This window comes from Microbacterium arabinogalactanolyticum, assembly GCF_030268005.1.
Classification (GTDB): domain Bacteria; phylum Actinomycetota; class Actinomycetes; order Actinomycetales; family Microbacteriaceae; genus Microbacterium; species Microbacterium arabinogalactanolyticum.
In genome coordinates this window covers 85,253-109,040 of the sequence record NZ_BRZC01000002.1, presented here as the reverse complement: position 1 = coordinate 109,040, position 23,788 = coordinate 85,253, and the positions used below count along the sequence as shown (strand labels likewise).

Sequence of the window (23,788 nt, the reverse complement as noted above, 5' to 3'; positions counted from 1 at the left end):
GAGTCTACGGGCGACCCCGACACCGGAGTCCGGTGCCGGGGTCGCGAAGGACGGATGCCGCGCCTACGGCGCCTCGTCGACGATGCTCATCTCGACGCGGCTGCTCCAGGAGTCGCTGCTGCCGTAGCCTCGGCCGACGATCAGCCCCCTGGCCGTGTCCACGTCGATCGTGTCGCGCCAGCTCGATCCGGACGCCTCCGGGAAGGAGATCGTGGTCACATCGCCCTCCACCTTCACGATCTTCGCGCCGTCGACGAGGGCGAGCGCGTGGAACATCGTCTCCCGAAGGTCGGCGGGGGCGAGGTTGAATCCCACCGGGTCGGCGAGATCCGGGGAGCCGCATCCGAAATCGGATGCCGGTTCGAAGGCGTCGAGCCAGGCGATCAGCTTCTTCGGGTCGCGGGGCATGGAGTCGTAGAAGCACTGCATGCCGTTCCGGGGAGGCGCGACTCCGGCGCCGGCATCCTCCGGCGCATCCGCGTCGGCGTATGTGCCCGCGGGCAGCACCTCGGTCTTCTGATCCCGCATCTCGCTCTCGAGCACCTTCCCCGCTGTGACGGCATCCGGTCCGCTGATGCTCAGCACCGTGAACCTCTCGCCCCACGTCTGGATCCAGTCGTGCCGCCGGTCCGCCGGCACGTACAGCGAGCTCCTGATCCGCACCTTCGCCGAGGTGTCCGACGCGGCGCTCTCCCACCAGCCCCCGTCCGGTGCGGACGGATCCTCGTGCCACCCGAGGGTCTGCGTCGACGTCTCCGAGATCCGGATGTACTGTCCGGGCGCGGGGTGCAGCACTGTCGCGCTCGAGGTCCTGGCGGCGGCGGCGTTCAGCACCTCCGCGGCCGACGCGCTCGGTGTCGCGGACGGCGAGAGCACGGACCCGACGACCATGGCGACCACGGCGGCGCCGGCGACCAGCCCGCCCGCCCCGACACCCGCCCACAGCGTCCGGCGGTTGGTCCGAGTCCGTCGCCCGCCTCGCGCGCGGTTCGTCTCGCGCAGGAGCGCGAGCCGCGCCGTCCGAACGTTCTCCTCGGTGATGCCGGTGTCATCCGCACCGATCCTGCGCACCTGCTCAATGAGCGACATCGCTCGCCTCCTTCGCCATCCAGGTCAATCGGGTCGCGGAGTGCGAACCCGGAGGTGCGAGCCTGCGACGGACGCGATTGAGGCGCGACCTCACGGTTCCGACGGGAACGCCCAAGGCGAGCGCGACCTGCTCGTAGGTCAGGTCACCCCACGCGTACAGGAGCAGGGCATCCCGATCGCGCGGGGCCAGGGCGGCGATCCGCGGGGCGAGCGCCCGCAACGCCGCCCCCGCGTCCATCCGCTCATCGGAGGCCTCGTGACCTCCCTCGCTCAGGGGCGCGGCGCCGGCAGCCGCCTCGAACGAGCGCCACTGCCTGGCCTCGTCGGCCCCGTGCCTCTTCACCACACGCGTCGCGATGCCGAGCAGCCAGGGCAGGGCGGACCCCACTGTGCTGTCGAACGACGAACGCCGGCGAAACGCCACGAGGAACGTCTCACTCAGCGCGTCGTCGACGGCATCCGCTCCGATCCGGCGGCGGATGTAGCCGCCGACCGGTCTGACGTGCCGTTCGAAGATGCCCGAGAACGCCTCGGGCTCGTCGAGCGACCGCTCGATGATCTCGCTGTCTGTGCTCACAATGGGCATTGCCCGTGTCCTGACTTCCGGTTCACGGAATCTTTTCATCGCGCCGTCCGGATACGCTGAGCCCATGGCCACTCCCGACTTCGTCCTGGCGCTGCGCGAGCACATCGGACATGCTCCGCTCCCCCTCGTCGGCACCACTGCCGTGGTGTTCCGCGACGAGAAGGTGCTGCTCGGCAAGCGCGCCGACAACGGCGCCTGGCAGTGCATCGCCGGCATCGTGGAGCCCGGCGAGGAACCTGCGGATGCCGCCGCACGGGAGTGCCTGGAGGAGGCCGGGGTCGTCGTGTCGGTCGATCGACTGGCCCTGGTGCATCAGCTGCCGAGGATCACGTACGCCAACGGCGACCAGGTGGACTACACCGACATCGTGTTCCGGTGCACCTGGGTGTCCGGCGACCCGCATCCCGCAGACGGCGAGCTCATCGAGGTCGGCTTCTACGACCTCGCCGCCATGGGCGAGGTCGATGACGCGCATGTGCGCAGGATCGCACTGGCGATGGCAGAGGACGATCCCGCGCACTTCCGCGGCGGGCGCGTCAAGCGCTGAGATCCAGCCGCATCAGCACCCGCGGGAAGCCGTCGAGCACCGAACCGGTGTCGGCGGCCTTCGCGAAGCCCGCGCTCTCGAACAGCGCACGCGTGCCGACGTACGCCATCGTGAGGTTCACCGCATCGCCGCCGTTGTCGACGGGATAGCCCTCGATCGCGGGCGCACCGCGTTCCCGCGCGTAGGACACCGCACCGTCGAGCAGCGCGTGCATCACGCCCTGGCCGCGATGCCCCGGTCGCACGCGGAAGCACCACAGCGACCACACGTCGAGATCGTCGACGTGCGGGATCAGGCGGCTGCGGGCGAAGCTCGTGTCGCGCCGGGGGTGCAGCGCAGCCCAGCCGACCGGCTGATCCCCCTGATAGGCGATCACTCCCGGAGGCGGATCCTGCCGGCAGAGCTCTCTGACCTTCGCGGACCGATCCGGTTCGCGCAGCTTCCTGGCCTCGGTGCTGCCCAGCCGGTAGTTCAGGCAGAAGCACACGTTGGATGCGGGATTCCTGGGGCCGACGACGGCGGCGACGTCGTCGAACTCCGTCGCCGGGCGCACCTGAAGACTCATGCTGCGAGTCTGGCGCACGCCACCGACATCCGCCGGCTCACTTCTTCGCGACCATCCGCTGGTCGGTGTTCGTGTAGCTGATCGAGTCCGCGATCGTTCCCACCAGGCCCATCTGCACGTGCAGCAGGCCGGGTTCGACGTCGTCCAGCGACGGCGGCGTGTCCAGCCCGAAGGTGAGCAGTGTCTGGCCGTCCTGGCCGGTCGCGGTCAGCGACCCGAGGTACACCGTGACGTCGCCCTTGAGCGACATCGTGTCGGCATCGGTGACCAGCCCGTCGTGCTCCGGCGGGCGCACGGAGAGCGAGAAGCCGGTGATCGTGATCGTGTCCGCGCTGATCTTCAGCACGCGGATGCGGTCCCCGTCGACGGTCGGGACGGTCACCAGGCCGATCGACTTCAGCCCGGTGAAGGACAGCCCCTTGGATGCCATCTGCGCCGGCGTCTTCGTGAAGACCGTCGTGCTCGCGTCCGGCGCGGGCTGCGTCGGCTGGCCGGCATCCGGTGTCTGCGTCCCGGAATCGCCCGGTAGCGGCAGCGGGACGCCCGGCTGAGCGCCGGTCCCCGGCGTCGTCGGGGTGGGCGTGGGAGTCGGGCTCGGCGTAGGTGTCGGGCACCAGATGAGAGGGATGCACAGCGCCGGCCGCACCGCCGTCGGCACCGCCGCGCCCATCAGGAGCGGGGTCACCAGCGCGCACAGCGCGGCCGCCGCGACGGCGGCGCGGACGGGGCGACGGATCATGCGTCCTGCTCCTCGACCTGCCCGTCCCGGCGCGCCGCGCGCCTCTCGCGGCGCGTCAGCCTGCCGGGCATCCAGGCGACGATGAGGATGCCGCCGATGCAGCCCAGCAGCATCCCGACGACGAATCCGCCGAGGTTCACACCCACGAGCGAGTACAGCGCGACAGCCAGGGCGATGACGCCGTAGAAGACGTGATGTGCGGGCATCAGCACCGCCAGCACGCCGAGCAGCACCAGCAGGATGGGGATGATCGTGGCCTGCAGCCCCTCGATGCCCAACTGGATGTGCAGCTCGCCGAAGTCCAGCTGGCCGGAGAAGAACATCTCGATGCCGGACACGACCAGCAGCACCCCGCCGATCAGGGGGCGCTGGCGCCGCCAGTGACGGAATCCCGATTCGGCGGGAGCGTGCGGGGCATCCGTCATGGCCGTCTCCGAGGACTCAGCGAGCTCGTCGCTCAGAAGCATCCCTGCGATCCGTCCGTGAGCTCCAGCGTCATGCCCGTGAGGGTGAAGACGGACGCCTGGGTGCTCCATGCGGTCTGCTGCAGGTTCTTGATGGTGACCGAGTCCGCGTCCTGAGCGAAGTCGCCCGCGGTGCCCTTCGACTCGGTGTTCACGGTCGACGCGTCCACGCCGATGCGGATCTTGCCGAAGGACGCGTCGCCCTTCAGACCGGTCATGCCGATCTGCAGGTCGGAGGCGCTGGCGGGGTTGCCGCCGCCACCCGCCTTGATGAGCACGCCCACCTTGCCGAGGGGGGTCTCAGAGACCACCGACTGGCAGAGGTCGGCGAGCGTCGCGCTCTTGATGTTCGCGATCGCGACCGAGTGCTCCCCGCCCTCGGTGTCCTTCGTGACACCCGCGTACTGCGAGAACCCGGTGCCCTCCAGCAGGCTCGCGCTGATCTGGAACTGGCTGCCCGACACCGCGAACGACACGGGCACCTGACCCTGTGCGACACCGCCCATGAGCACGGCGGCGACGATGCCGACCGGCACGGCGGCCAGAGTGATGCGGCCTGCGTGCGAGGCAGTGGCCTTCGAGATCAGCTTCTTCGGGCTGCGGAACTTCATCGATCCTCCTGGTGGTCGCGTCGACATCGGCGCAGGAGCCAGAATACCGCTCATTGACTTCTAGTCAATACCACGCGCCGATAGGATCGGGACATGTCCGCCGAGCGTCGCCTCCGTCTCACGCCCGACGAACGCCGGGAGCAGCTGATCGCCATCGGCGTCAATTTCCTCGCCGAGCACACGCTCGACGAGCTGACGATGGAGGCGCTCGCGCAGCGCGCCGGCGTCTCCCGCCCTCTGCTGTTCCACTACTTCGACACCCGCCAGGGCATGCACCTCGCCGTGGTCGCGACCGCCAGGGACAGCCTGCTGCTGGCCACCGAACCGCGCCCCGAGCTGCCGCCGCGCGAGCGCATCGAGGACACCCTGCTGCGCATAGCCGAATTCGTGCAGCAGCATCAGGGCACGTTCCACTCGCTGGTGCGCGGCATCGCCAGCGGGGACTCGGCTGTGCGCCGGGTGGTGGACGAATCCCGCGAACGCAACGCCGAACGCCTGGTCGAGGCGTTCACGGAGCTCGGAGCACCGGACTCCCCCGCGCTGAGGATCGCCCTGCGGGCGTGGGTGTCGTTCACGGAGGAGACGCTGATCAGCCTGCTCGTGGAGCGAGACGCCTCCCCTGCGGACGTGGTGCGCTTCCTGCTGGGCACCATCGACGGTGTGGTCTCCGCCGCGGGCGAGCTCAGGATCTGAGGCCGGCTACTCGCCGCGCAGCACGTCGAGTGCGTGCTGGAAGTCCTCCGGGTACGGCGACTCGAACTGCACCCAATCCCCCGTCGCCGGGTGGGCGAACGCGAGCTGATGCGCGTGCAGCCACTGCCGGGTCAGGCCGAGCCGCGCGGACAGCGTGGGATCGGCGCCGTACAGCGGGTCGCCGACGCACGGATGCCGGTGCGCAGCCATGTGCACGCGGATCTGGTGCGTGCGGCCGGTCTCCAGGTGGATCTCCAGCAGCGAAGCGCCGGGGAAGGCCTCGAGTGTCTCGTAGTGGGTCACCGAGGGCTTGCCGTCCGGAACCACGGCGAACTTCCAGTGGTGGTTCGGATGCCGTCCGATCGGCGCGTCGATGGTGCCGACGAGCGGATCGGGATGCCCCTGCACCACCGCGTGGTAGATCTTCTCGACCGTGCGCTCCTTGAACGCGCGCTTGAGCGCGGTGTAGGCGGCTTCGGTCTTGGCGACGACCATCAGGCCGCTGGTTCCCACGTCGAGCCGGTGGACGACGCCCTGCCGCTCCGGCGCACCGCTGGTCGCGATGCGGAACCCCGCGGCGGCGAGAGCGCCGACGACGGTGGGCCCCTCCCAGCCGAGCGAGGGATGCGCGGCCACGCCCGTGGGCTTGTCGACCACGACGATGTCGTCATCGTCGTGGACGATGCCCAGCTCCGGCACCGCGATCGGCACGATCCGCGGCTCCTCCTTGGGCGCCCAGCTCACCTCGAGCCAGCCTCCGGCACGGAGCCGATCGGACTTGCCCAGCTGCACGCCGTCGAGGGTCACGCCTCCGGCCTCGGCGACTTCGGCGGCGAAGGTCCGCGAGAACCCCAGCATCTTCGCCAGCGCGGCGTCGACGCGGGACCCCTCCAGCCCGTCCGGGACGGGCAGGGTGCGACTCTGCATGCTCACGCCTCGTTCGCGGCGGCGGCGTCCGCTGTCGGCGCGTCGTCGGCCTTGGCGTGATCGCGCTCGCGCGTGCCGTCCAGACGGAGGCCGACGACCACCAGCAGCGCCACCGAGATCATCCCGGTCACGATGAACACGTCCGCGACGTTGAAGATCGCGGGCAGCATCCACGGCATCGAGATCATGTCGACCACGTGGCCCACGGCGAAGCCGGGCTCGCGGAAGAGACGGTCGGACAGGTTGCCCAGCACGCCGCCGAGCAGGCATCCGAGCACCACGGCCCACAACCGCGAGCGCACGCCCAGGGTCTTCCAGACGATCACCACGGCGACGACGGCCAGCGCGATCGTGAAGATCCAGGTCATGCCGGCGCCGATCGAGAAGGCGGCGCCGGAGTTGCGGATGTAGAACAGCTGCAGGAACTCCCCCAGCACCGGCACGGCCTTCTCAGCGGGCAGGTGCTGGATGGTGAGGTACTTCACAAGCTGATCGGCGGCCAGCACGAGCGCCGCGAGAATCGCGACGATCGCACCGGCCGCCGACCGACGAAGGGGACGACGTCCTGTCAAGATCGACCTACAGGCCGATGGCGGAGACAGGGGTCGAGTCAGACGCCGACTTCTGGTCCAGGTCGCGGAGCTGACCCTCGATCATGGCGCGGAGCTTGCCGCGGTAGTCGCGCTCGAACTCGCGCAGCTCGGTGATGCGTCCCTCGAGCGTGTTGCGCTCGCGCTCCAGGCGCGCGGACTCCTCGCGCTGCTTGGCCTCGGCCTCGGTGCGGATGCGGGTGACCTCGGCCTCGGCATCGGCGATCAGCTGGCGGCGCTTGGACTCGCCCTCTGCGACGTGCTCGTCGTGCAGGCGCTGTGCCAGCTCGATGATGCCTGCGGAGGTTCCGGTGGCGGATGCGCCGGTGGCCTGAGCCGGAGCGGTCGGGGCTGCGGCGACCGGGGCGGCAGCGACCGGGCCGGTGTTCTGGCCGGACTCGAAGGCGGCGAGCTTGGCCTTCAACTCGTTGTTCTCCTCGAGGGTCTTGCGCCACTCAACGACGATCTCGTCGAGGTAGTCGTCGACCTCCTCGGGGTCGAAGCCGTCCTTGAAGCGGACGTGCTGGAACTCCTTGTGGACGACGTCATCCGGGGTAAGTGCCATGGGTGGCTCCTCTTTCGATGAGTTCTTTTCGGCCAGTCGTTGAAGACGGCGCGGTGTTCTTCAGACGCGTACCCGCGGCGCGCGTCTGGGAGCCAAGCATAGCCCCCCAGCCTGTGCGCCGCGATGAGAGGACGACTCGGAGGTCACCTCAGAAGGCACGCGCGACGGTCAGCAGGATGATCACCAGGATCATCGTCAGGGTCCATCCGAAATCCAGCGCGATCGTGCCGATCCGCAGGGGCGGGATGACCCTGCGGAAGAACCGGATGGGCGGGTCCGTCAGGGTGAAGACGACCTCCGCCAGGACCAGACCGACGCCTTTCGGACGCCAGCCGTGATTGAACATCGGGATGTAGTCCAGCACCAGCCGGGCCAGCAGCACGATCATGTACAGCGTCAGCACCAGCTCGGCGATGCCGCCGATGATGCTGAGGGGTGTCACCAAGATCAGGAGTCGAACGAAGCGGACTCCGCCTGGGCGAGGCCGCCCTGGCCGGACACCGCGATGTTCTCAGGCGACAGCAGGAACACCTTGCTGGTGACGCGCTCGATGCGTCCGTACAGCCCCAGCGACAGACCGCTCGCGAAGTCGATCAGGCGCCGCGCGTCGGCGTCGCTCATCTGCGAGAGGTTGATGATCACCGGCACGCCCTCGCGGAAGTTCTCCGCGATGACCTGCGCGTCGCGGTACTGCTTGGGGTGCACGGTGAGGATCTCGTTCACCGCGCCGGCGGCCGGCTGGTGCACAGCCGTGGGGCGACGCAGCGGCGTCACGGGTGCGGGAGCGTGCTCCTCGCGCTCGCGTTCGCGCTCGCGCGGCGCACGGGCCACGGGCTGCGTGGCCTCCTCCTCGTAGACCTCTTCCTCGTCGGCGAGGCCGAGATACACCATGGTCTTCTTCAGCGGGTTACCCATCGTGTCCTCCGGTTCGAGCGATGCGGGCTGGTCTGGTTGAAAGGTTAACCCCGGTCGGGGCGGGGTCCTGTGATTGCGGAGCCGATCCGCAGGTGTGTCGCGCCTGCATCGATCGCCTGGACGAAATCGCCGGTCATGCCGGCCGAGATCCAGGTCGCCTCCGGCGCGATGACGCGGATGCGGTCGGCGACCGCACGCAGGCGCGCGAACGCCGATGCGGGATCCTCGTCCAGCGGGGCGACGGCCATGACGCCGCGAAGGCGAAGCGACTCGAGGCCGAGCACGTGCTCGGCCAGCGCCTCGGCGTCCGCCAGCGTGCTCCCGCCGCGCCCGGCGTCCTCCGTGAGGTTCACCTGCACGAGCACGTCGAGCACGCCGTCGTCGTCGGCGGCGCGGTGCAGCGCATCCGCCAGTCGCGTGCGATCGACCGAGTGGACCACGTCGGATGCCCGCCGGATGGCGGCGGCCTTGTTCGTCTGCGCCTGGCCGATGAAGTGCCAGCGCACGTCGTCGAGGTCCACGAGGTCGGCACGCTTGGCGGTGAGCTCCTGCTGGCGGTTCTCGCCCACCTCGGTCACGCCGAGGGCGCGCAGATCGCGGACCAGCTGGGCGGGGTGGAACTTGGTGACCACGATCCGGGTGATGTCGCCCGGATCACGGCCGGCCCGCCGCGCGGCCTCGGCGATGCGGTCATCGATCGCCGAGAGCCGCGCCGCGAGAGTCACTTCAGGAACTCGGGGATGTCGAGGTCGCCGTCGTCCGGGAACGCCGGCTCGATGCTGGTGGGAGCCGAGACGGACACCGTCGGCTTCACCGGCTCGACCACGACGTCCTCGACGGCCTTCTCGTCCACGCGCACCTCGGGCAGCGGAGCGGCCTCGGGGCGCTTGACGTCGAACGGCTCCAGGCGCGGAGCCGGCTCGCCGCCGTCGAACCCGGCCGCGATGACGGTGACGCGCACCTCGTCGCCGAGGGTGTCGTCGATGACGGTTCCGAAGATGATGTTCGCCTCGGGGTGCGCGGCCTCCTTGACGAGGTCGGCGGCGTCGTGGATCTCGAAGATGCCGAGGTTCGACCCACCCTGGATCGACAGCAGCACACCGTGGGCGCCTTCGATCGACGCTTCCAGCAGCGGGGACTCGACGGCGAGCTCGGCCGCCTTGATCGCACGATCCGCGCCGCGCGCGGATCCGATGCCCATCAGGGCGGAGCCGGCACCCTGCATGACCGACTTGACGTCGGCGAAGTCGAGGTTGATCAGACCGGGGGTCGTGATGAGGTCGGTGATGCCCTGCACACCGGCGAGGAGCACCTGGTCGGCCGTGGCGAACGCCTCGATCATGGAGATGCCGCGATCGCTGATCTCGAGGAGGCGGTCGTTCGGCACCACGATGAGGGTGTCGACCTCTTCCTTGAGCTTGGCGACGCCGGCCTCTGCCTGGCTCTGGCGGCGACGCCCCTCGAACGAGAACGGCTTGGTGACGACACCGATGGTCAGCGCTCCGATCGACTTGGCGATCCGCGCGACGACGGGCGCACCGCCTGTACCCGTGCCACCGCCCTCTCCCGCGGTGACGAAGACCATGTCGGCGCCGGTCAGCGCCTGCTCGATCTCCTCCGCGTGGTCCTCGGCGGCGCGACGGCCCACCTCGGGATCCGCTCCGGCGCCCAGCCCGCGGGTGAGCTCCCGGCCCACGTCGAGCTTCACGTCGGCGTCGCTCATGAGCAGCGCCTGCGCGTCGGTGTTCACGGCGATGAACTCGACCCCGCGGAGCCCGAGATCGATCATGCGGTTGACGGCGTTGACGCCGCCACCGCCGACGCCGACGACCTTGATCACGGCGAGGTAGTTCTGGTTCTGGCTCATGGCCGGCCTCCGTTATTCGAGCCTGACGAGGGAGAAACCTTAAACCTCAAGAAGAGGGTTAAACTATTTCCCGGTATTGCGTTCTCGTCATCGACGGTAAGCGCAACCGACGCCGCTGCCCGCACCGACACGGCGTGTCGTCGCGATCCCTCAGCGGACGACCGGGACAGAGGGTGCCGACACGTCGAAGCTCCGCCCCTTGGGCGAGTTCTTGATGAGCGCGACCAGGACCAGCGCCTTCGTGACGGAGTCGTCCTCGCTCCCCCACAGCACGGTCTTGCCGTCGGCGAGAGTCAGCGTGACGTCGTCGAGGGTGGACGCGGAGACCGCGGTGACCTGCCCCCGCAGGTCGGCCGGAAGGGAGCGGATGACGAGCCCGGCGCTGCGGAACGCGGCGGAGTCCGTGCCGCCGGTGATGCTCAGGACGGGCTGTCCCTCCGGCTTGTCCACGGTGGTGGCCAGCACGACCCCCGCCGCGTCGACGAGCGTGTAGCCGCCGTCGGTGCGGACCACTCCCACCGGCGTGCGCTCGACGATGCGGACCAGCAGCTCGTGCGGCGGGCGCGCCTCGAGGGAGTACGACTCGATCATCGGGAACTCCGTGAGCGCGGACTTCACGGCGCTGTCGTCGATCAGCGCGAGCGGAGACCCGATCTCACCCTCGAGGGCCTTCTGCACCACTGCCGGGTCGAGGGACCTCACGCCGGCCACGGTGATCGTCTCCACGGCGAACAGCGGGCTGTATGCGGCGAGGACGCTGCCGAGCACGAGCGCGACCACGGCACCGATCGAGGCCCACCAGACGATCCTCCTGCGACGCGACCGCTGGGTGAAGCGGCGGATCTCCGCGCGCAGCGCCTTCCGTCGCGCGCGGGCCGCGCGCCACACGTCGCCGCTGCGCACGGGAGCAGCCTGCTCCTCGGCATCCGGCGTCGCATCCTCGATCACCGCGGTGTCGGCGGAAGAGCCGGCCTGCTCGGCATCCGCGGCCGCAGCGGCGTGCGCTCCGCGCCTCACGTCGTGCACATCCGCCGGGTCTGCGTCCGCCCTGTCCTGAGGGCGAGACGCGGGCCGAGGACGAGGCGCGGGCGTCTCGTCCTTCTCGGGCTCCTTCGCGGAGGCCGGGAGCGGTGCGGGGCGTCGCATGCCTCAGACCTCGGGCGTGCGCCGGAGGGAGTCGAGCACCTGCGGGATGATCTGGTACACGTTGCCGCAGCCGAGCGTCACGACCACGTCGCCGTCGCGCGCGACCTGAGCGGTGTAGTCGGCGGCCTGCTGCCAGTCGGGCACGTAGTGCACGTGCGCCTGGTCGGCGAACGCGCTGCTCACGAGCTCGCCGGTCACGCCGGGCACCGGATCCTCGCGCGCACCGTAGACGTCGAGCATCACCGTGTGGTCGGCGAGCTCCTCCAGCACCTCGGCGAACTCCCGGTACATGTGCTGCGTGCGGGAGTACGTGTGCGGCTGCTGGATCGCGATCAGGCGGCCGGCGCCTGCGACGCCGCGCATGGCCTCGAGTGCGGCTCGCACCTCGGTCGGGTGGTGGGAGTAGTCGTCGTACACGCGCACGCCGCGCGCCTCGCCGTGCAGCTCGAGCCGGCGCACCGTGCCGGCGAAGCCCTCCATCGCCCCGGCGGCATCCGCGAGGCCGTATCCGAGCGTCATCAGCACGGCGACGGCGCCGGCGGCGTTGATCGCGTTGTGCGCTCCCGGCACCGCCAGCTGCATCCGCACCGAGTCGTCACCGTGGACGAGCGTGGCGGAGACCGGACCCGAGGTGTCGATGTCGACGATGCGCAGGTCGGCATCCGCCGCGCGGCCGAACGTGACGACATTCGCGTGGTCCAGGCCCGCGTGCACCCGCAGTGCACCGGGGTCGTCGGCCGAGATGACGACCGCCTCGCGGGCCTCGTTCCCGAAGCGCACGAACGCGTCGTAGAAGGCGTCCTCGGAGCCGAAGAAGTCCAGATGGTCCGGGTCGACGTTCGTGATCAGCGCGACCGAGGTGTCGTAGAGCAGGAACGTGCCGTCGGACTCGTCGGCCTCGATCACGAACAGCTCGTCGGCGCCCGAGGAGCTCGAGATGCCGAGCTGCTCGATCACTCCGCCGTTGACGAAGTTCGGGTCTGCTCCCAGCGCCTGCAGCGCGGTGACCAGCATCCCGGTGGATGTGGTCTTGCCGTGCGCTCCCGCGACCGACACCAGACGTCGGCCGCCGATCAGCCAGTGCAGCGCCTGCGAGCGGTGGATCACGTGCAGCCCGCGCTCCTTGGCGGTGACGAACTCCGGGTTCTCCGGCCAGATGGCACCGGTGTGCACGACCGTGTCCGCATCGCCGAGGTGCGCGGCGTCGTGACCGACGTGCACGGTCGCACCGGCGTCGGCGAGGGCGCGCAGGTTGGCGCTGTCGGCGCGGTCGGAGCCGGACACGCGGATGCCCGCGTCGAGGAACATCCGGGCGAGGCCGCTCATCCCGGATCCGCCGATCCCGATGAAGTGGGCGGAGGTGATCGTGTCGGGGATGGGGAGGGTGAGGTCGGGTCTGATCATGTCGTCACCAGTCTACTTTTCCGCGAGTGCGCGATCGATGAGCTCGACCAGGTTCTCGGTGCCGGTGCGCGTGCCGACCCGCTGTGCGGCCTCCGACATCCGGGCGATCCGGTCAGGGTCGCCCAGCAGCGGCACGACCTGCGCGCGCACGGCATCCGCGTCGAAGGTGGCGTCGTCGAGCAGGACGGCCGCGCCGGCCGCGACGGCCGAGGCCGCGTTCAGCCTCTGCTCGCCGTTGCCGACCGAGTACGGCACATACAGCGCGGGGAGCCCGAGCGCGCTGATCTCGCTCACGGTCGCCGAGCCGGAGCGCGACACGATCAGATCGGCGAGGGCGAAGGCCAGGTCCATGCGATCGACGTAGCGGCGCATCGTGTATCCCGGCACCCCGGGATCCGCCAGGTCGCTGCGCTCGCCCGTGACGTGCAGCAGCTGCCACCCGGCGTCGAGCACATCGCGCCACGCACCGGCGAACGCCTCGTTCAGGCGCAGCGCACCCAGCGACCCGCCGAACACCAGCAGCACCGGACGGTCTGCGTCCAGCCCGAACTCCTCGGCGGCCTCGGCACGGCTCGCGGCACGGTCCAGCTCGACGACCTCACGGCGGAGCGGCATCCCCACGACCTCGCCGCGCTTGAGCGGCGTGCCCTCGAAGGCGACGCCGACGCCCGCGGCGCGACGCGCGCCCAGGACGTTGGCGAGCCCCGGCTTGGCGTTGGCCTCGTGCACCACGAAGGGGATCCGCTCCCGGCGCGCGGCGACGTAGGCGGGAGCTGCGGCATACCCGCCGAAGCCGACGACGACGTCCACCCCGTGGGTGCGGATGTGCGCGCGCACCTGCGCGACGGCCCGGCGGAACCTGGTCGGGAACACCAGCGCGGCCCGGTTAGGACGACGCGGGAAGGGCACCTTGTCGACGATCAGCAGCCGGTACCCGCGGGCGGGCACCAGGCGCGACTCGAGGCCCTCCCTGGTGCCCAGCACGAGCACGTCGTCGCCGTCGCGCTCGCGGAGCAGGTCGCCGACGGCGAGCAGCGGATTGACGTGGCCGGCGGTGCCTCCGCCGGCCAGAAGATAGGTGGTCACCTGGCGACCTTACCCTTTCGGGATGCGGCGCCCTTTCGGGGTGCGACGCTCTCGCGGGGTGCCGCGGCCTTTCGGGACGCGGCGCCGCTGCGCGCGCCGGTCGCGTTCCGCGTCGCCGCGACGGCGTCCTTCTGCTTCGCCGGTATCGTGCGCGCGAAGGCCAGCAGGATGCCGCAGGCCATCATTGCCGAGAGCAGCGACGTGCCGCCCTGCGACATGAAGGGCAGCGGAACGCCCATCACGGGGAAGATGCGCACGACGACGCCGATGTTGAACAGCGCCTGACCGATGATCCAGACCACGATGCCGCCCGCCGCGATGCGCACGAAAGGGTCGGACGTGCGGCGGATGATGTGGAAGGCGCCGACGGCGAAGACGCCGAACAGCACGAGCACCAGCAGGCAGCCCAGCAGTCCCAGCTCCTCGCCGACGATGGCGAAGATGTAGTCGTTCGAGGCCGCAGGCAGCCAGTACTTCTCCTGCGAATTGCCGAGCCCGACGCCGAAGATCCCCCCGTTGGCCATGCCCCACATGCCATGCACGGCCTGGTAGCACTCCTTCTCGGGGTCGCACTTCGACTGGTCGAATGCCGCCAGGATGCGGTTCATGCGGTTGCTGCTGGTCAGCGCGAAGGCCAGCACGCCGATCAGGCCGAGGATCGCCGGGATGATGAACAGCCGCAGCTTCGCGCCGGAGAAGAACAGGCAGCCGAGCACGACGAGCACGAGCACCATCACAGTGCCGAGATCGTCTCCGGCGAGCACCGTCCCGATCGCCAGCACAGCGACGGGTACGACGGGGATGAAGACCTGATGCCAGGTGCCGAGTTTGGACTGCTTGCGCATCAGCACGAACGCGATCCACACGGCCAGCGCGAGCTTGAGGAACTCGGAGGGCTGCAGCTGCACGCCGGCGACCCTGATCCAGTTCTTGTTGCCGAAAGACGACACCCCAAGGCCGGGGACGAAGACGAGCAGCTGGAACAGCACGCCGAAGATCAGCATCGGCCAGGCGACCTTCTTGAAGAACGCGATCGGCAGCCGACTGACGATGAACATCAGCGGAATGCCGATGGCCGCGAACATCCCCTGCCGCAGCGCGTCCGCATACGGTGCGGTCGGCTTCGCGCTGGTCGCCGACAGCACCATCACCACCCCGAAGATGGTGAGCAGCACGGCGGTCGACGCGATCATCACGAACTCTGTCGAGGGCGGCGCGAACAGCCTTCCGAGCGAGACGCGGGCGGACAGTCCCCTGCCCGCGGAGCCGGCGCTGTCAGCGCTCTCAGTGCGCGGTGGGTGAGCCGTCTGAGTCATCAGCGCTCCCCCGTCCGATCCATTCGCGCACCGCCGTGGCGAAGCGCTCTCCCCGATCCGCGTAACTGGAGAACTGGTCGAAGGATGCCGCCGCGGGAGCCAGCAGAACCGTGCCCTCGCCATCGATCATCCCCGACGCGATCTCCACCACGCGGTCCATGACCCCTCCAGTCTCAGCGGGGACGACCTCTTGGACCGGCACGTGCGGCGCGTGTCGCCGGAATGCCGCCAGGACGGGCTCGCGGTCCACCCCGATCACGATCGCTCCGCCTGCGGTGCCGCCGGCGTGCGCGACGAGATCGCCGAGGTCGACGCCCTTGAGGTCGCCGCCCACGATCCAGATCGCTCCGGGGTAGGCACGCAGGGAGGAGGCCGCTGCATGCGGATTGGTCGCCTTGGAGTCGTCGACCCAGCGGATGCCGTGGTGCTCCGCCACGACCTCGATGCGGTGGGCGTCCATCCTGAAGTTCTGCAGCGCATCGCGGATGTCCGCCGGCTGCACACCCAGCGACCTGGCGAGGGCGGATGCGGCGAGGATGTTCTGCACGACATGCGGTGCGGCCAGGCCCGCGGCGCGCAGCGCGTCCACCGTGGTGAGCTCCAGCGCGCTGTGCCTGCGGTCGTCGTGGAAGGCCCGGTCGACGAGGATCCCGTCGACGACGCCCAGATCACTCGGCCCCGGAGTCCCCAGGTCGAAGCCGATGGCGCGGGCACCCTCGGTGACGTCCGCCTCCTCGACCATCCGCAGGGTGGCGAGATCGGACTTGTTGTAGACGCAGGCGACCTTCGTATGCCGGTAGACGAACGCCTTGGCCGCACGGTACGCGTCGGCGCTGCCGTGCCAGACCAGGTGGTCGTCGGCGAGGTTCAGGCAGGTCGTAGAGTACGGCACGAGCTGACCGGCGGGAGCCGACTGCCCGATGTACCAGAGTTGATGGCTGGAGAGCTCGACCACGAGAACATCGAAACCGCCCGGATCCCGTACGGCATCCAGCACCGGCACCCCGATGTTGCCGCACGGCGCCGCGCGCAGCCCGCCGGCGTCGAGCAGGGTCGCGGTCAACTGGGTGGTCGTGGTCTTGCCGTTGGTGCCGGTGATCAGCACCCACTCGGCCGGGGTGCCGTCGGCGCGCAGCACCTTGTCGCGGACCCGCCAGGCCAGTTCGACGTCGCCCCACAGGGCGGTGTCGTTCTCCTGGGCCCACCGGATCACCGGATGCGAGGGCGGGAACCCGGGTGAGGCGACGATGACGTCGGGCGCGAAGTCCTTCAGCACGACGGGCACCTCGGAGAGCGGGCCCAGTTCGAGCCGGGCGCCGATCACGGGCACCAGGCGCGCGTACTCCTCGGACGCGCCCTCGGAGAGCACGAGCACCTCGGCGCCGAGCTCGGTGAGCGTGTCAGCGGCCGAGAAGCCGGTGACCGACAGGCCGAGCACGGCGACGCGCAGGCCGGTCCAGTCGGAGTGCCAGCTGGTCAGGCCCTCGAGACGTTCGGATGCCATCGCCGTCAGCCGTTCGAGGCCTGGGCGAACCAGTTGACGTAGAACAGTCCGACCGCGGTCGCAGCCAGCAGGCCGGCGATGATCCACAGCCGTACGACGATCGTGACCTCGGCCCAGCCGCGCATCTCCAGGTGGTGATGGAACGGGCTCATCAGGAACAGTCGCTTGCCACGGGTGAGCTTGAAGTACGCCCGCTGCAGGATGACCGAGCCGGAGGACAGCACGAAGATACCGGCGATCACGAACAGAAGCAGCTCGGTGCGGGTGAGGATCGCCATCGCGGCGACGACGCCGCCGATCGCCATCGAGCCGACGTCACCCATGAAGACCTTGGCCTTGGGCGCGTTCCACCACAGGAATCCGATCAGACCGCCGGCGAACGCCGCCGCCACGATCGCCAGGTTCAGAGGCTCGCGCACCTCATAGCATCCGACGGTGTTCGCCCCTTCGCCCACGCAGGACTGCTTGAACTGCCAGAACGCGATGAGGCCGTAGGAGCCGACGACGAAGATGCCGGAGCCGGCGGCCAGGCCGTCCAGACCGTCGGTGAGGTTGACGCTGTTGGAGGTGGCGACGCCGATCACGGAGATCCAGATGAGGTACAGGATCCAGCCCAGCACGAGGCCGAAAGCGAAGAGGTTGAGCCAGGCGATGTCCCGGAACAGCGAGATCGACCCGCTGGCCGGGTACTGGCCGAAGGAGTTCGGGAAGTTCAGCGCCACCACACCGAACGGGATGAGGACCGCCAGTTGGCCGATGATCTTGCGCCAGCCGGACAGCCCCAGGCTGCGCTGACTGCGGACCTTCATGTAGTCGTCGATGAAGCCGACCACGCCGAAGCCGACCATCAGCCACAGCACGAGGATCGCAGACAGCCCGGGGGTCATGCCACCGAAGAAGGTTCCGGCGAAGTAGCCGACGATGGTGCCGAGGATGAAGATCACGCCGCCCATCGTCGGCGTGCCCCGCTTGGCTTGGTGGCTGGGGTTGGCGATGTCCTCCGGGGTGCGGATGACCTGCCCCCAGCCGATCCTGCGGAACACTTTCAGGAACACCGGAGTCAGGAAGAGCGAGAAGGCGAGCGAAATCGCCGTCGCCATAAGCAAGGACCTCACGAGAACAATTCTCCCAGACGATCGCCGAGATGCCGGAGCCCGACGGAGTTCGACGATTTCACGAGCACGCGATCGCCGTCGCGCAGCTCGTTCTTCAGATACTCGAAGGCGGCCTCCTGATCGGGGAGGTGCACCGCCTCGCTGTCCCAGGACCCCTCGCCGACCGCGGCGAGGTAGAGACGGCGGGCCTCGGCACCGACGACGACGATGCGCTGGATGTTCAGCCTCACGGCCAGCAGCCCGATCCGGTCGTGCTCCTCCCCTGCGGACTCGCCGAGCTCGCTCATGGCGCCGAGGACGGCGACCGTGCGCTCGTCGGGGCCGGTGATCTGCGCGAGCGTGCGCAGGGCGGCCGCCATGGAGTCGGGGCTGGCGTTGTACGCGTCGTTGATGATGCGCACGCGCTCGTTGCCCATCGGCTGCATGCGCCAGCGCTCCGCCACCTCGACGGTCTCGAGACGGGCGATCGCCGTGGCCGCGGGAACGCCGAGCACGCCCGCCGCCGCGATGGCGGCGAGGGCGTTGGAGACGTGATGCGCACCGAGCACCTGAAGGTGCAGCGACAGGCGCTCGTCGCCGCGGATGACGGTGCAGGAGGTGCCATCGGCCGAGACCGCGATGTCTTCCGCGCGCACATCGGCGTCCGGAGCCTGGCCGAAGGCGACGGTCGTCATGCCGCGCTCGTCGGCGATGTCGCGCATGGCCCAGACCCGCGGGTCGTCGATGTTCAGCACTGCCGTTCCGCCCGCGCGCGCAGAGAGGACGAGCTCGGACTTCGCCCGCGCGGTGGCCTCGATGCCGCCGAATCCCCCGGCGTGGGCGAGTCCCACCATGAGGACGACCGCGACGTCCGGCTCGACGAGCCCCGCCAGGCGCGCGATGCTGCCCGCACCGGCCGCGCCGAACTCGCTGATGAGGAAGCGGGTGGTGTCGGTGACACGCAGCATGGTCAACGGTGCGCCGACCTCATTGTTGTAGGAGCGGATGGGGGCGACGGTCTCGCCCTCGTCCTGCAGGATGCGGGCGAGGAGATTCTTGGTCGTCGTCTTGCCGTTGGATCCGGTGATGCCGACGATCCGGAGGGAGCCTGCGTCGCGCACGCGCGCGACGACTGCCTTGGCGAGATCGGCCAGCGCCTGCACGGCGTCCGCCACGACGATCTGCGACACCTCGACGTCGACCGGGTGCTCCACGATGGCGAGCACGGCGCCCGCCTCGGCCGCGGCGCCGACGAAGCGGTGTCCGTCTGTGGTCTCTCCGGGCTTGGCGACGAAGATCGACCCTGCGGTCATCTCCCGGGAATCCGTGTCGACGCTGCCATCGACGACGGTCGCAGCGGTGTCCGCACCGGTGAGGCGCAGCTCACCGCCCAGGATCCCCGCGATCTCAGCGAGTGAGAGAGCGATCATGTGGCATCTCCATGCACGGCAGAACGCCGTTCAGTTGAATTTGGGAAGCAGCGGGCCCATCGGCTCCGACGAGGGCGGGACGTGGTAGGTCTTGAGCACCTGGGTCATCGCCTGCTGGAACGCCGCGGCGTTCGCGGCGGAACTCCTCATCTTAGTCGGCTCGTCCAGAGTGACCACGACGACGTACTGCGGGTCCTCGATCGGCGCGATACCCACCATGCTGGTGAAGAAGACGCCGTTCTTGTACTTCCCGTGCCCGTCGGTCTTCTGCGCGGTACCGGTCTTGAGCCCGATGCGATATCCGTCGACCTTGGTCGTCTTGGCGTTGCCGCCCTGCACGGCCACGTTCTCGAGCATCTGCCGGACCGCGGCCGCGGTCTCGGGCTTGATGATCTGCTCGCTCTGCGGTGCGGTGGCCTCGTGCACCGTGCCGTCGGCGTCGGTGCAGGACTCCACCAGCGACAGGTCGATCTTCTTCCCGTCGTTCGCAATCGCCTGATAGGCGCCGGCGATCTGCGCCGGAGTCACAGTGAACGCCTGCCCGAACGTGGTGGTGTATTTGGTCGCGCCGTCCCACTTCGCTGGGTCGAGGACCTTCCCGTCCCGGCCCCGGGGCAGGGATCCCGACTGCTCGGCAGGGAAGCCGATCGCCGTCTTCTGACTCACTCCGAAGCGCTTCAGGTAGTCGGCACGCGTGGTCTGGTCGACTGTCGTGCCGAACTTGGAGAGACCGACGTTCGAGGAGTCGATCAGCGCACCCGCGAGCGTGTAGTTGTACACCGGGTGCGGGAAGGCGTCATTGATGACCGTGCCGTTGGGGAACTTCTCCCGCGAGCGAACGGTCATCGTCGACAGCGGCGTCGCCTTGCCCTGATCGATCACGGTCGCGGCCGTGATCGCCTTGAACGTCGACCCGGGCTCATACGCGTCCGAGAAGATGTGCGAGCGCCAGTACTCCGGGGCCACCGTGTTGACGTTGTTGGGGTCGACGGAGGGGTATTCCGCGGCTGCCCGGATCTTGCCGGTCTTCACCTCGACGACCGTCGCCGTCGCTGCCTTGGCGCCCAGTCGCTGCGCCTGCTCAGCGATCATCTGCTGCAGGTACCAGTTCAGGTCGCTGTCGATCGTCAGCTTCACCGTTCCGCCGTCCACGGCTCCGACGATCCGCTCGCTGCCGGGGATGCGCACGCCGCCCTGGCCCCTCTTATAGCTGATCGAGCCGTTCGTGGCGGCCAGGCACTGCTGATCCATCCGCTCGATGCCGTACTGGGCCTTGCCTTCGCCGTTGAGGAAGCCGACGATGTTCCCGGCGACCGCACCGTTCGGGTACACCCGGATGGCGCGCGCCTTGTTGGCGATGTAGGCCAGCCCCAGGTCCCGCAGCGCGAGGTACTTCTCGGTCGACAGCCCGTTCTTCAGCTTGGCGTACTGGCTGTTCGGGTCCTTCGCGAGGGCGTCCGAGACGAGCTTGCGCACGTCATCGCCGGTCATCCCGACGATCGCGGCGATCTTCTCGCTGGCCTCCGCCCACGGCATCTTCGGCTTCTTCTTGGGATCGGTCTGCTTCTCGTACTCGTCGATGAGCTTGGGATCCAGCTGCGCGTCGTACACGAACGCGTCCGAGGCCAGCACCGTGCCGTCCTCGTCGACGATGTCGCCGCGGGCGCCGGGCACGGGGCTCGAGCCGCCCAGTTTGCTCAGCGAGGCGGCGACGTTGTCGTCGGCGTGCACGACCTGGATGTCGATGAGCCGGAAGACGAAGGCCGAGAGCACGGCCAGGATGACGGCGAGTGCGACGACCGTGCGCCGTCGCGTTCCGCGTGTTGCTCGAGTCGTCATGCGGCGGTCTCCATCCTGGGACTAGCGGGTGGTCGGCGAGGGCAGGCCGTCGGTGATGGCGGGAGGCAGATCGGACTGGGTCGCGGCATCCTGCGCGGTCGAATCGGCCGCGGCGGCACCGTCCGGCGGCACACCGTCGGCCGTGCTGCCTTCAGCGCCGGCGCCGTCCGCCGGCGTCTCGGTGGATGCTGCGGGGGGCGGCGCGAGCAGGGCGTTGCCGACCTTGGTGGGGCCGTTCGGCGTGACCGTCGAGACCCAGGAGGCGGCGTCCCCGGCGCCGAGCACGGCGCCGTCGCTGAGCCGGAGGTACGACGCGGCTCCCGCGACGACGAGACCCATGGCATCCGCCCTGGTCGCGAGCGCCTGCGGCGAGTTCAGCGCCACCAGCTCGTCGCCCAGCGCCTGCTTCTGCAGACTCAGTTCGTGCTGCTGGTTGTTCAGCTTCGCCAGCGCGAAGGCATCCTGAGTCGAGGCGAGCGAGACGATCATCTGCGCGGCGCCGATCGCCAGCGCCCCGCCGACGGCGAGGGCCGCGTACGCGAGCTTCGGGCGGCGCAGCCCGGCGGGCGCGGTGACCGCCCGCAGCCGGCGTGCGGGTGCGGGGCGCGTTTCGGTGCGCGGCTGGACGCGGACGTTCAACAGGCTCATGCCGACTCCCTGAGCTTCTCGGCGGCGCGCAGTCGCACCGGGATGGCACGCGGGTTGCGGGCGCGCTCCTCCTCGCCCGCGAGCTCGGCGCCCTTGGTCAGGATGCGGAAGCGGGGGGCGTGCTCGGGCAGCTCGACGGGGAGCCCTGCGGGCGCGGTCGACGCGGATGCGGCGGCGAACGCCTGCTTGACGAGCCGGTCCTCAAGGGACTGGTAGGCCATGATGGCGATGCGACCGCCGACGTTCAGGGCGTCCATCGCCGACGGGATGGCGTCGGCCAGCACGCTCAGCTCGGAGTTGACCTCGATCCGCAGCGCCTGGAAGACGCGCTTGGCGGGGTGGCCGGCACGCTGCGCCGCCGCGGGCGTCGCGGCGACCAGCAGATCGACCAGTTCGCCGGAACGGGTGAGCGGCTTCTCGGCGCGGGCCGCCACGATGAACCGGGCGTACCGTCCCGCGAGCTTCTCCTCGCCGTAGCGCTCGAAGATGCGGCGCAGCTGCCCCTCGCTGTACTCGGCCAGGATGGTCGCGGCCGTGCGGCCCTTGGTCTGGTCCATCCGCATGTCCAGCGGCGCGTCCTTGGAGTACGCGAAGCCGCGCTCGGCTTCGTCGAGCTGCAGCGAGGACACGCCCAGGTCGAACAGGATCGCCGATGCGCCCTGCGCGTGCAGGCCGATCTCGTCGTACACGCTGTGCACGAGGGTGACGCGGTCGCCGAAAGGCGCCAGCCGCTCCCCTGCGATGCGCAGCGCGTCAGTGTCGCGGTCCAGGCCGATCAGGCGGATGTGCGGGAAGCGCTCCAGGAAGGCCTCGGAGTGCCCTCCCATGCCGAGAGTGGCGTCCACCAGCACGGCGCCGTCGTGCGCCAGCGCCGGGGCGAGCAGCTCGATGCAGCGCTCGAGGAGCACTGGGGTGTGGATGTCGCGGAGGCTCATCGTCTTCTATCCCGTGACCTCCGGCTCTGATGCCTCTCCGCTCGACCCGGCACCGGGGAAGTGTGTCGGGGCAGAGCGGCGAGGCATCACAGCCGTGGTCAGAACAATCCGGGAATCACCTCCTGTTCCAGATCTGAGTAGGACTCTTCATTGCTCTCCAGGTACGCGTTCCAGGCGGACGCGTCCCAGATCTCGGCGTGGGCGCCGACTCCGGTGACGACCAGTTCCTTCTCCAGTCCGGCGTACTGACGCAGATGGCCGGGGATGGTGATGCGGTTCTGGCTGTCGGGCATCTCCTGGCTGGCCCCCGAGAGGAACATGCGCAGGAAGCTGCGGGCCTGCTTGTCGGTGAGCGGGGCCTGACGGATCTTCTCGTGCTGCGCCTCGAACTCGGCGGTGCTGAAGACGTACAGGCAGTGCTCCTGACCTCGGGTCACGACGATGCCGCCGGCGAGGTCCTCACGGAACTTCGCAGGAAGGATCACACGGCCCTTGTCATCGAGCTTCGGAGTGTGCGTCCCCAGCAGCATCGGCCAAATCACCCCCTCTGCGTCCGGCCAACTCGAGGTGCGCACCACTTTACTCCACTTCCCTCCACTTTCCTACGACGATCTGGGCTCATTCCCAGCCTTCCGCCGATCCGGAACGCAGAAACCCCCGTGATCTCGCGGGATCACGGGGGTGGAGGACGGTGGAGGGCTGGTGGAGGGAAAAGAGAGAATGCGGCGCGTCAGGACATGAAAAAGCCCGGATGCTCTGCATCCGGGCTTCGTCTGAGGGTCAGATCGTCACTGAGGATCCGATCAGCGCTCGTCCTGTCGCCTGTCCCAGCGATCGTTCATCCGATCCATGAACGAGGAGTCGCGTGACCGCTGCGCGCGCGGGGCGCCGTCCGGGCGGGACCCGTCGAGCGGACGTCGGACGGGCGTGAAGGCGAGGATCGCTCCACCCAGCATCGCGAGGAACGCGACCACGCCGATGATGATGCTGCCGACGGCTCCGATGCGCCCGCTCGCGACGACGGCGGCGATCAGACCACCCACGCCCACCAGCAGCAGGAGCGCACCGTAGATCAGGTTGCGGTAGCTGAGTGCACGGTCACCGGACGGCGCCGTGACGACATCGGCATCGTGCTGAAGGAGATGGCGTTCCATCTCGTCGAGCATGCGCTGCTCTTGTTCGGAAAGAGGCATCTCCGACCCCCTTGGTTCGTTCTATCCACTCTACT

The 23,788-nt window shown here is 69.4% G+C and carries 27 protein-coding genes; 2 read left to right on the top strand and 25 right to left on the bottom strand.

Annotation, left to right across the window (positions count from 1 at the left end):
* Window positions 1-63: 63 nt before the first annotated feature.
* Window positions 64-1,089 (bottom strand): hypothetical protein, encoded by a 1,026-nt coding sequence (locus MIAR_RS01105; RefSeq protein ID WP_285630135.1) that lies wholly within the window; start codon window positions 1,087-1,089, stop codon window positions 64-66.
* A complete protein-coding gene (locus tag MIAR_RS01100; protein ID WP_285630133.1) occupies window positions 1,076-1,675 on the bottom strand; it encodes an RNA polymerase sigma factor in 600 nt (199 codons plus the stop codon). Before MIAR_RS01100 ends, MIAR_RS01105 begins: the two co-directional genes overlap by 14 nt.
* 64 nt (window positions 1,676-1,739) lie before the next feature.
* Here MIAR_RS01100 and MIAR_RS01095 point away from each other — a divergent pair, with 64 nt between their 5' ends.
* Window positions 1,740-2,222: an NUDIX hydrolase gene (locus tag MIAR_RS01095; protein ID WP_285630131.1), complete on the top strand. Its 483-nt coding sequence runs from the start codon at window positions 1,740-1,742 to the stop codon at window positions 2,220-2,222.
* Here MIAR_RS01095 and MIAR_RS01090 read toward each other — a convergent pair.
* The 4 genes from MIAR_RS01090 to MIAR_RS01075 are packed head-to-tail and all read right to left on the bottom strand — an operon-like array spanning window position 2,212 to window position 4,601.
* Window positions 2,212-2,787: a GNAT family N-acetyltransferase gene (locus MIAR_RS01090; RefSeq protein ID WP_285630129.1), complete on the bottom strand. Its 576-nt coding sequence runs from the start codon at window positions 2,785-2,787 to the stop codon at window positions 2,212-2,214. The two genes, MIAR_RS01095 and MIAR_RS01090, sit on opposite strands and share 11 nt — an antisense overlap.
* Window positions 2,788-2,824: 37 nt before the next feature.
* Window positions 2,825-3,526, bottom strand: coding sequence for a hypothetical protein (locus MIAR_RS01085; protein WP_285630127.1), 702 nt, complete (start codon window positions 3,524-3,526; stop codon window positions 2,825-2,827).
* A complete protein-coding gene (locus MIAR_RS01080) occupies window positions 3,523-3,993 on the bottom strand; it encodes a DUF6114 domain-containing protein (RefSeq protein WP_285630125.1) in 471 nt (156 codons plus the stop codon). The genes MIAR_RS01085 and MIAR_RS01080 overlap by 4 nt, the downstream gene beginning before the upstream one ends.
* A complete protein-coding gene (locus MIAR_RS01075) occupies window positions 3,984-4,601 on the bottom strand; it encodes a DUF6230 family protein (RefSeq protein WP_285630123.1) in 618 nt (205 codons plus the stop codon). The genes MIAR_RS01080 and MIAR_RS01075 overlap by 10 nt, the downstream gene beginning before the upstream one ends.
* A gap of 93 nt (window positions 4,602-4,694) precedes the next feature.
* Between MIAR_RS01075 and MIAR_RS01070 the strand changes: the two genes are divergently transcribed.
* Window positions 4,695-5,294: a TetR/AcrR family transcriptional regulator gene (locus MIAR_RS01070; protein WP_285630121.1), complete on the top strand. Its 600-nt coding sequence runs from the start codon at window positions 4,695-4,697 to the stop codon at window positions 5,292-5,294.
* A 6-nt stretch (window positions 5,295-5,300) separates the two neighbouring features.
* Here the strand turns inward: MIAR_RS01070 and MIAR_RS01065 are convergent, their stop codons facing one another.
* From MIAR_RS01065 to MIAR_RS00975, 19 genes are all read right to left on the bottom strand, one after another.
* Window positions 5,301-6,221 carry an RluA family pseudouridine synthase gene (locus MIAR_RS01065; RefSeq protein WP_285630119.1) on the bottom strand — a complete coding sequence of 307 codons (921 nt, stop codon included), beginning with the start codon at window positions 6,219-6,221 and terminating at the stop codon, window positions 5,301-5,303.
* Window positions 6,222-6,223: 2 nt separating this feature from the next.
* Complete coding sequence (gene lspA / locus MIAR_RS01060) at window positions 6,224-6,793, bottom strand: signal peptidase II (protein WP_425561544.1); 570 nt, start codon at window positions 6,791-6,793, stop codon at window positions 6,224-6,226.
* Window positions 6,794-6,800: 7 nt separating this feature from the next.
* Complete coding sequence (locus MIAR_RS01055; RefSeq protein ID WP_285630118.1) at window positions 6,801-7,376, bottom strand: DivIVA domain-containing protein; 576 nt, start codon at window positions 7,374-7,376, stop codon at window positions 6,801-6,803.
* Window positions 7,377-7,524: 148 nt separating this feature from the next.
* Window positions 7,525-7,818, bottom strand: a complete 294-nt coding sequence (locus tag MIAR_RS01050; RefSeq protein ID WP_285630684.1) for a YggT family protein — start codon at window positions 7,816-7,818, stop codon at window positions 7,525-7,527.
* 5 nt (window positions 7,819-7,823) lie between these two features.
* Window positions 7,824-8,291 (bottom strand): cell division protein SepF, encoded by a 468-nt coding sequence (locus MIAR_RS01045; protein ID WP_285630117.1) that lies wholly within the window; start codon window positions 8,289-8,291, stop codon window positions 7,824-7,826.
* 44 nt (window positions 8,292-8,335) lie between these two features.
* Window positions 8,336-9,016 carry a YggS family pyridoxal phosphate-dependent enzyme gene (locus MIAR_RS01040; protein ID WP_285630115.1) on the bottom strand — a complete coding sequence of 227 codons (681 nt, stop codon included), beginning with the start codon at window positions 9,014-9,016 and terminating at the stop codon, window positions 8,336-8,338.
* Window positions 9,013-10,158 (bottom strand): cell division protein FtsZ, encoded by a 1,146-nt coding sequence (ftsZ, locus tag MIAR_RS01035; protein ID WP_285630113.1) that lies wholly within the window; start codon window positions 10,156-10,158, stop codon window positions 9,013-9,015. Before ftsZ ends, MIAR_RS01040 begins: the two co-directional genes overlap by 4 nt.
* A gap of 150 nt (window positions 10,159-10,308) precedes the next feature.
* Window positions 10,309-11,175 carry a cell division protein FtsQ/DivIB gene (locus MIAR_RS01030; protein ID WP_285630111.1) on the bottom strand — a complete coding sequence of 289 codons (867 nt, stop codon included), beginning with the start codon at window positions 11,173-11,175 and terminating at the stop codon, window positions 10,309-10,311.
* Between the two features lie 132 nt (window positions 11,176-11,307).
* Window positions 11,308-12,708, bottom strand: coding sequence for a UDP-N-acetylmuramate--L-alanine ligase (gene murC / locus MIAR_RS01025; protein ID WP_285630108.1), 1,401 nt, complete (start codon window positions 12,706-12,708; stop codon window positions 11,308-11,310).
* A gap of 12 nt (window positions 12,709-12,720) precedes the next feature.
* Window positions 12,721-13,794, bottom strand: a complete 1,074-nt coding sequence (locus MIAR_RS01020) for a UDP-N-acetylglucosamine--N-acetylmuramyl-(pentapeptide) pyrophosphoryl-undecaprenol N-acetylglucosamine transferase (RefSeq protein WP_285630106.1) — start codon at window positions 13,792-13,794, stop codon at window positions 12,721-12,723.
* Entirely contained in the window at window positions 13,791-15,110 is a 1,320-nt protein-coding gene (locus MIAR_RS01015) for a peptidoglycan glycosyltransferase FtsW (RefSeq protein WP_285630103.1), read from the bottom strand. The genes MIAR_RS01020 and MIAR_RS01015 overlap by 4 nt, the downstream gene beginning before the upstream one ends.
* Window positions 15,079-16,614, bottom strand: coding sequence for a UDP-N-acetylmuramoyl-L-alanine--D-glutamate ligase (gene murD / locus MIAR_RS01010; RefSeq protein WP_285630101.1), 1,536 nt, complete (start codon window positions 16,612-16,614; stop codon window positions 15,079-15,081). The genes MIAR_RS01015 and murD overlap by 32 nt, the downstream gene beginning before the upstream one ends.
* A 5-nt stretch (window positions 16,615-16,619) precedes the next feature.
* A complete protein-coding gene (mraY, locus tag MIAR_RS01005) occupies window positions 16,620-17,729 on the bottom strand; it encodes a phospho-N-acetylmuramoyl-pentapeptide-transferase (protein ID WP_285630099.1) in 1,110 nt (369 codons plus the stop codon).
* Window positions 17,726-19,138 carry a UDP-N-acetylmuramoyl-tripeptide--D-alanyl-D-alanine ligase gene (locus MIAR_RS01000; RefSeq protein WP_285630096.1) on the bottom strand — a complete coding sequence of 471 codons (1,413 nt, stop codon included), beginning with the start codon at window positions 19,136-19,138 and terminating at the stop codon, window positions 17,726-17,728. Before MIAR_RS01000 ends, mraY begins: the two co-directional genes overlap by 4 nt.
* 30 nt (window positions 19,139-19,168) lie before the next feature.
* On the bottom strand, window positions 19,169-20,977 hold the full coding sequence (locus MIAR_RS00995) for a peptidoglycan D,D-transpeptidase FtsI family protein (RefSeq protein WP_285630094.1): 1,809 nt from the start codon (window positions 20,975-20,977) through the stop codon (window positions 19,169-19,171).
* 21 nt (window positions 20,978-20,998) lie between these two features.
* Complete coding sequence (gene ftsL / locus MIAR_RS00990; protein WP_285630093.1) at window positions 20,999-21,625, bottom strand: cell division protein FtsL; 627 nt, start codon at window positions 21,623-21,625, stop codon at window positions 20,999-21,001.
* Window positions 21,622-22,560: a 16S rRNA (cytosine(1402)-N(4))-methyltransferase RsmH gene (rsmH, locus tag MIAR_RS00985; protein WP_285630091.1), complete on the bottom strand. Its 939-nt coding sequence runs from the start codon at window positions 22,558-22,560 to the stop codon at window positions 21,622-21,624. The genes ftsL and rsmH overlap by 4 nt, the downstream gene beginning before the upstream one ends.
* A 98-nt stretch (window positions 22,561-22,658) precedes the next feature.
* Window positions 22,659-23,090: a division/cell wall cluster transcriptional repressor MraZ gene (gene mraZ / locus MIAR_RS00980; RefSeq protein ID WP_285630089.1), complete on the bottom strand. Its 432-nt coding sequence runs from the start codon at window positions 23,088-23,090 to the stop codon at window positions 22,659-22,661.
* Window positions 23,091-23,363: 273 nt separating this feature from the next.
* Window positions 23,364-23,753: a DUF3040 domain-containing protein gene (locus tag MIAR_RS00975; protein ID WP_285630088.1), complete on the bottom strand. Its 390-nt coding sequence runs from the start codon at window positions 23,751-23,753 to the stop codon at window positions 23,364-23,366.
* Window positions 23,754-23,788 lie beyond the last annotated feature (35 nt).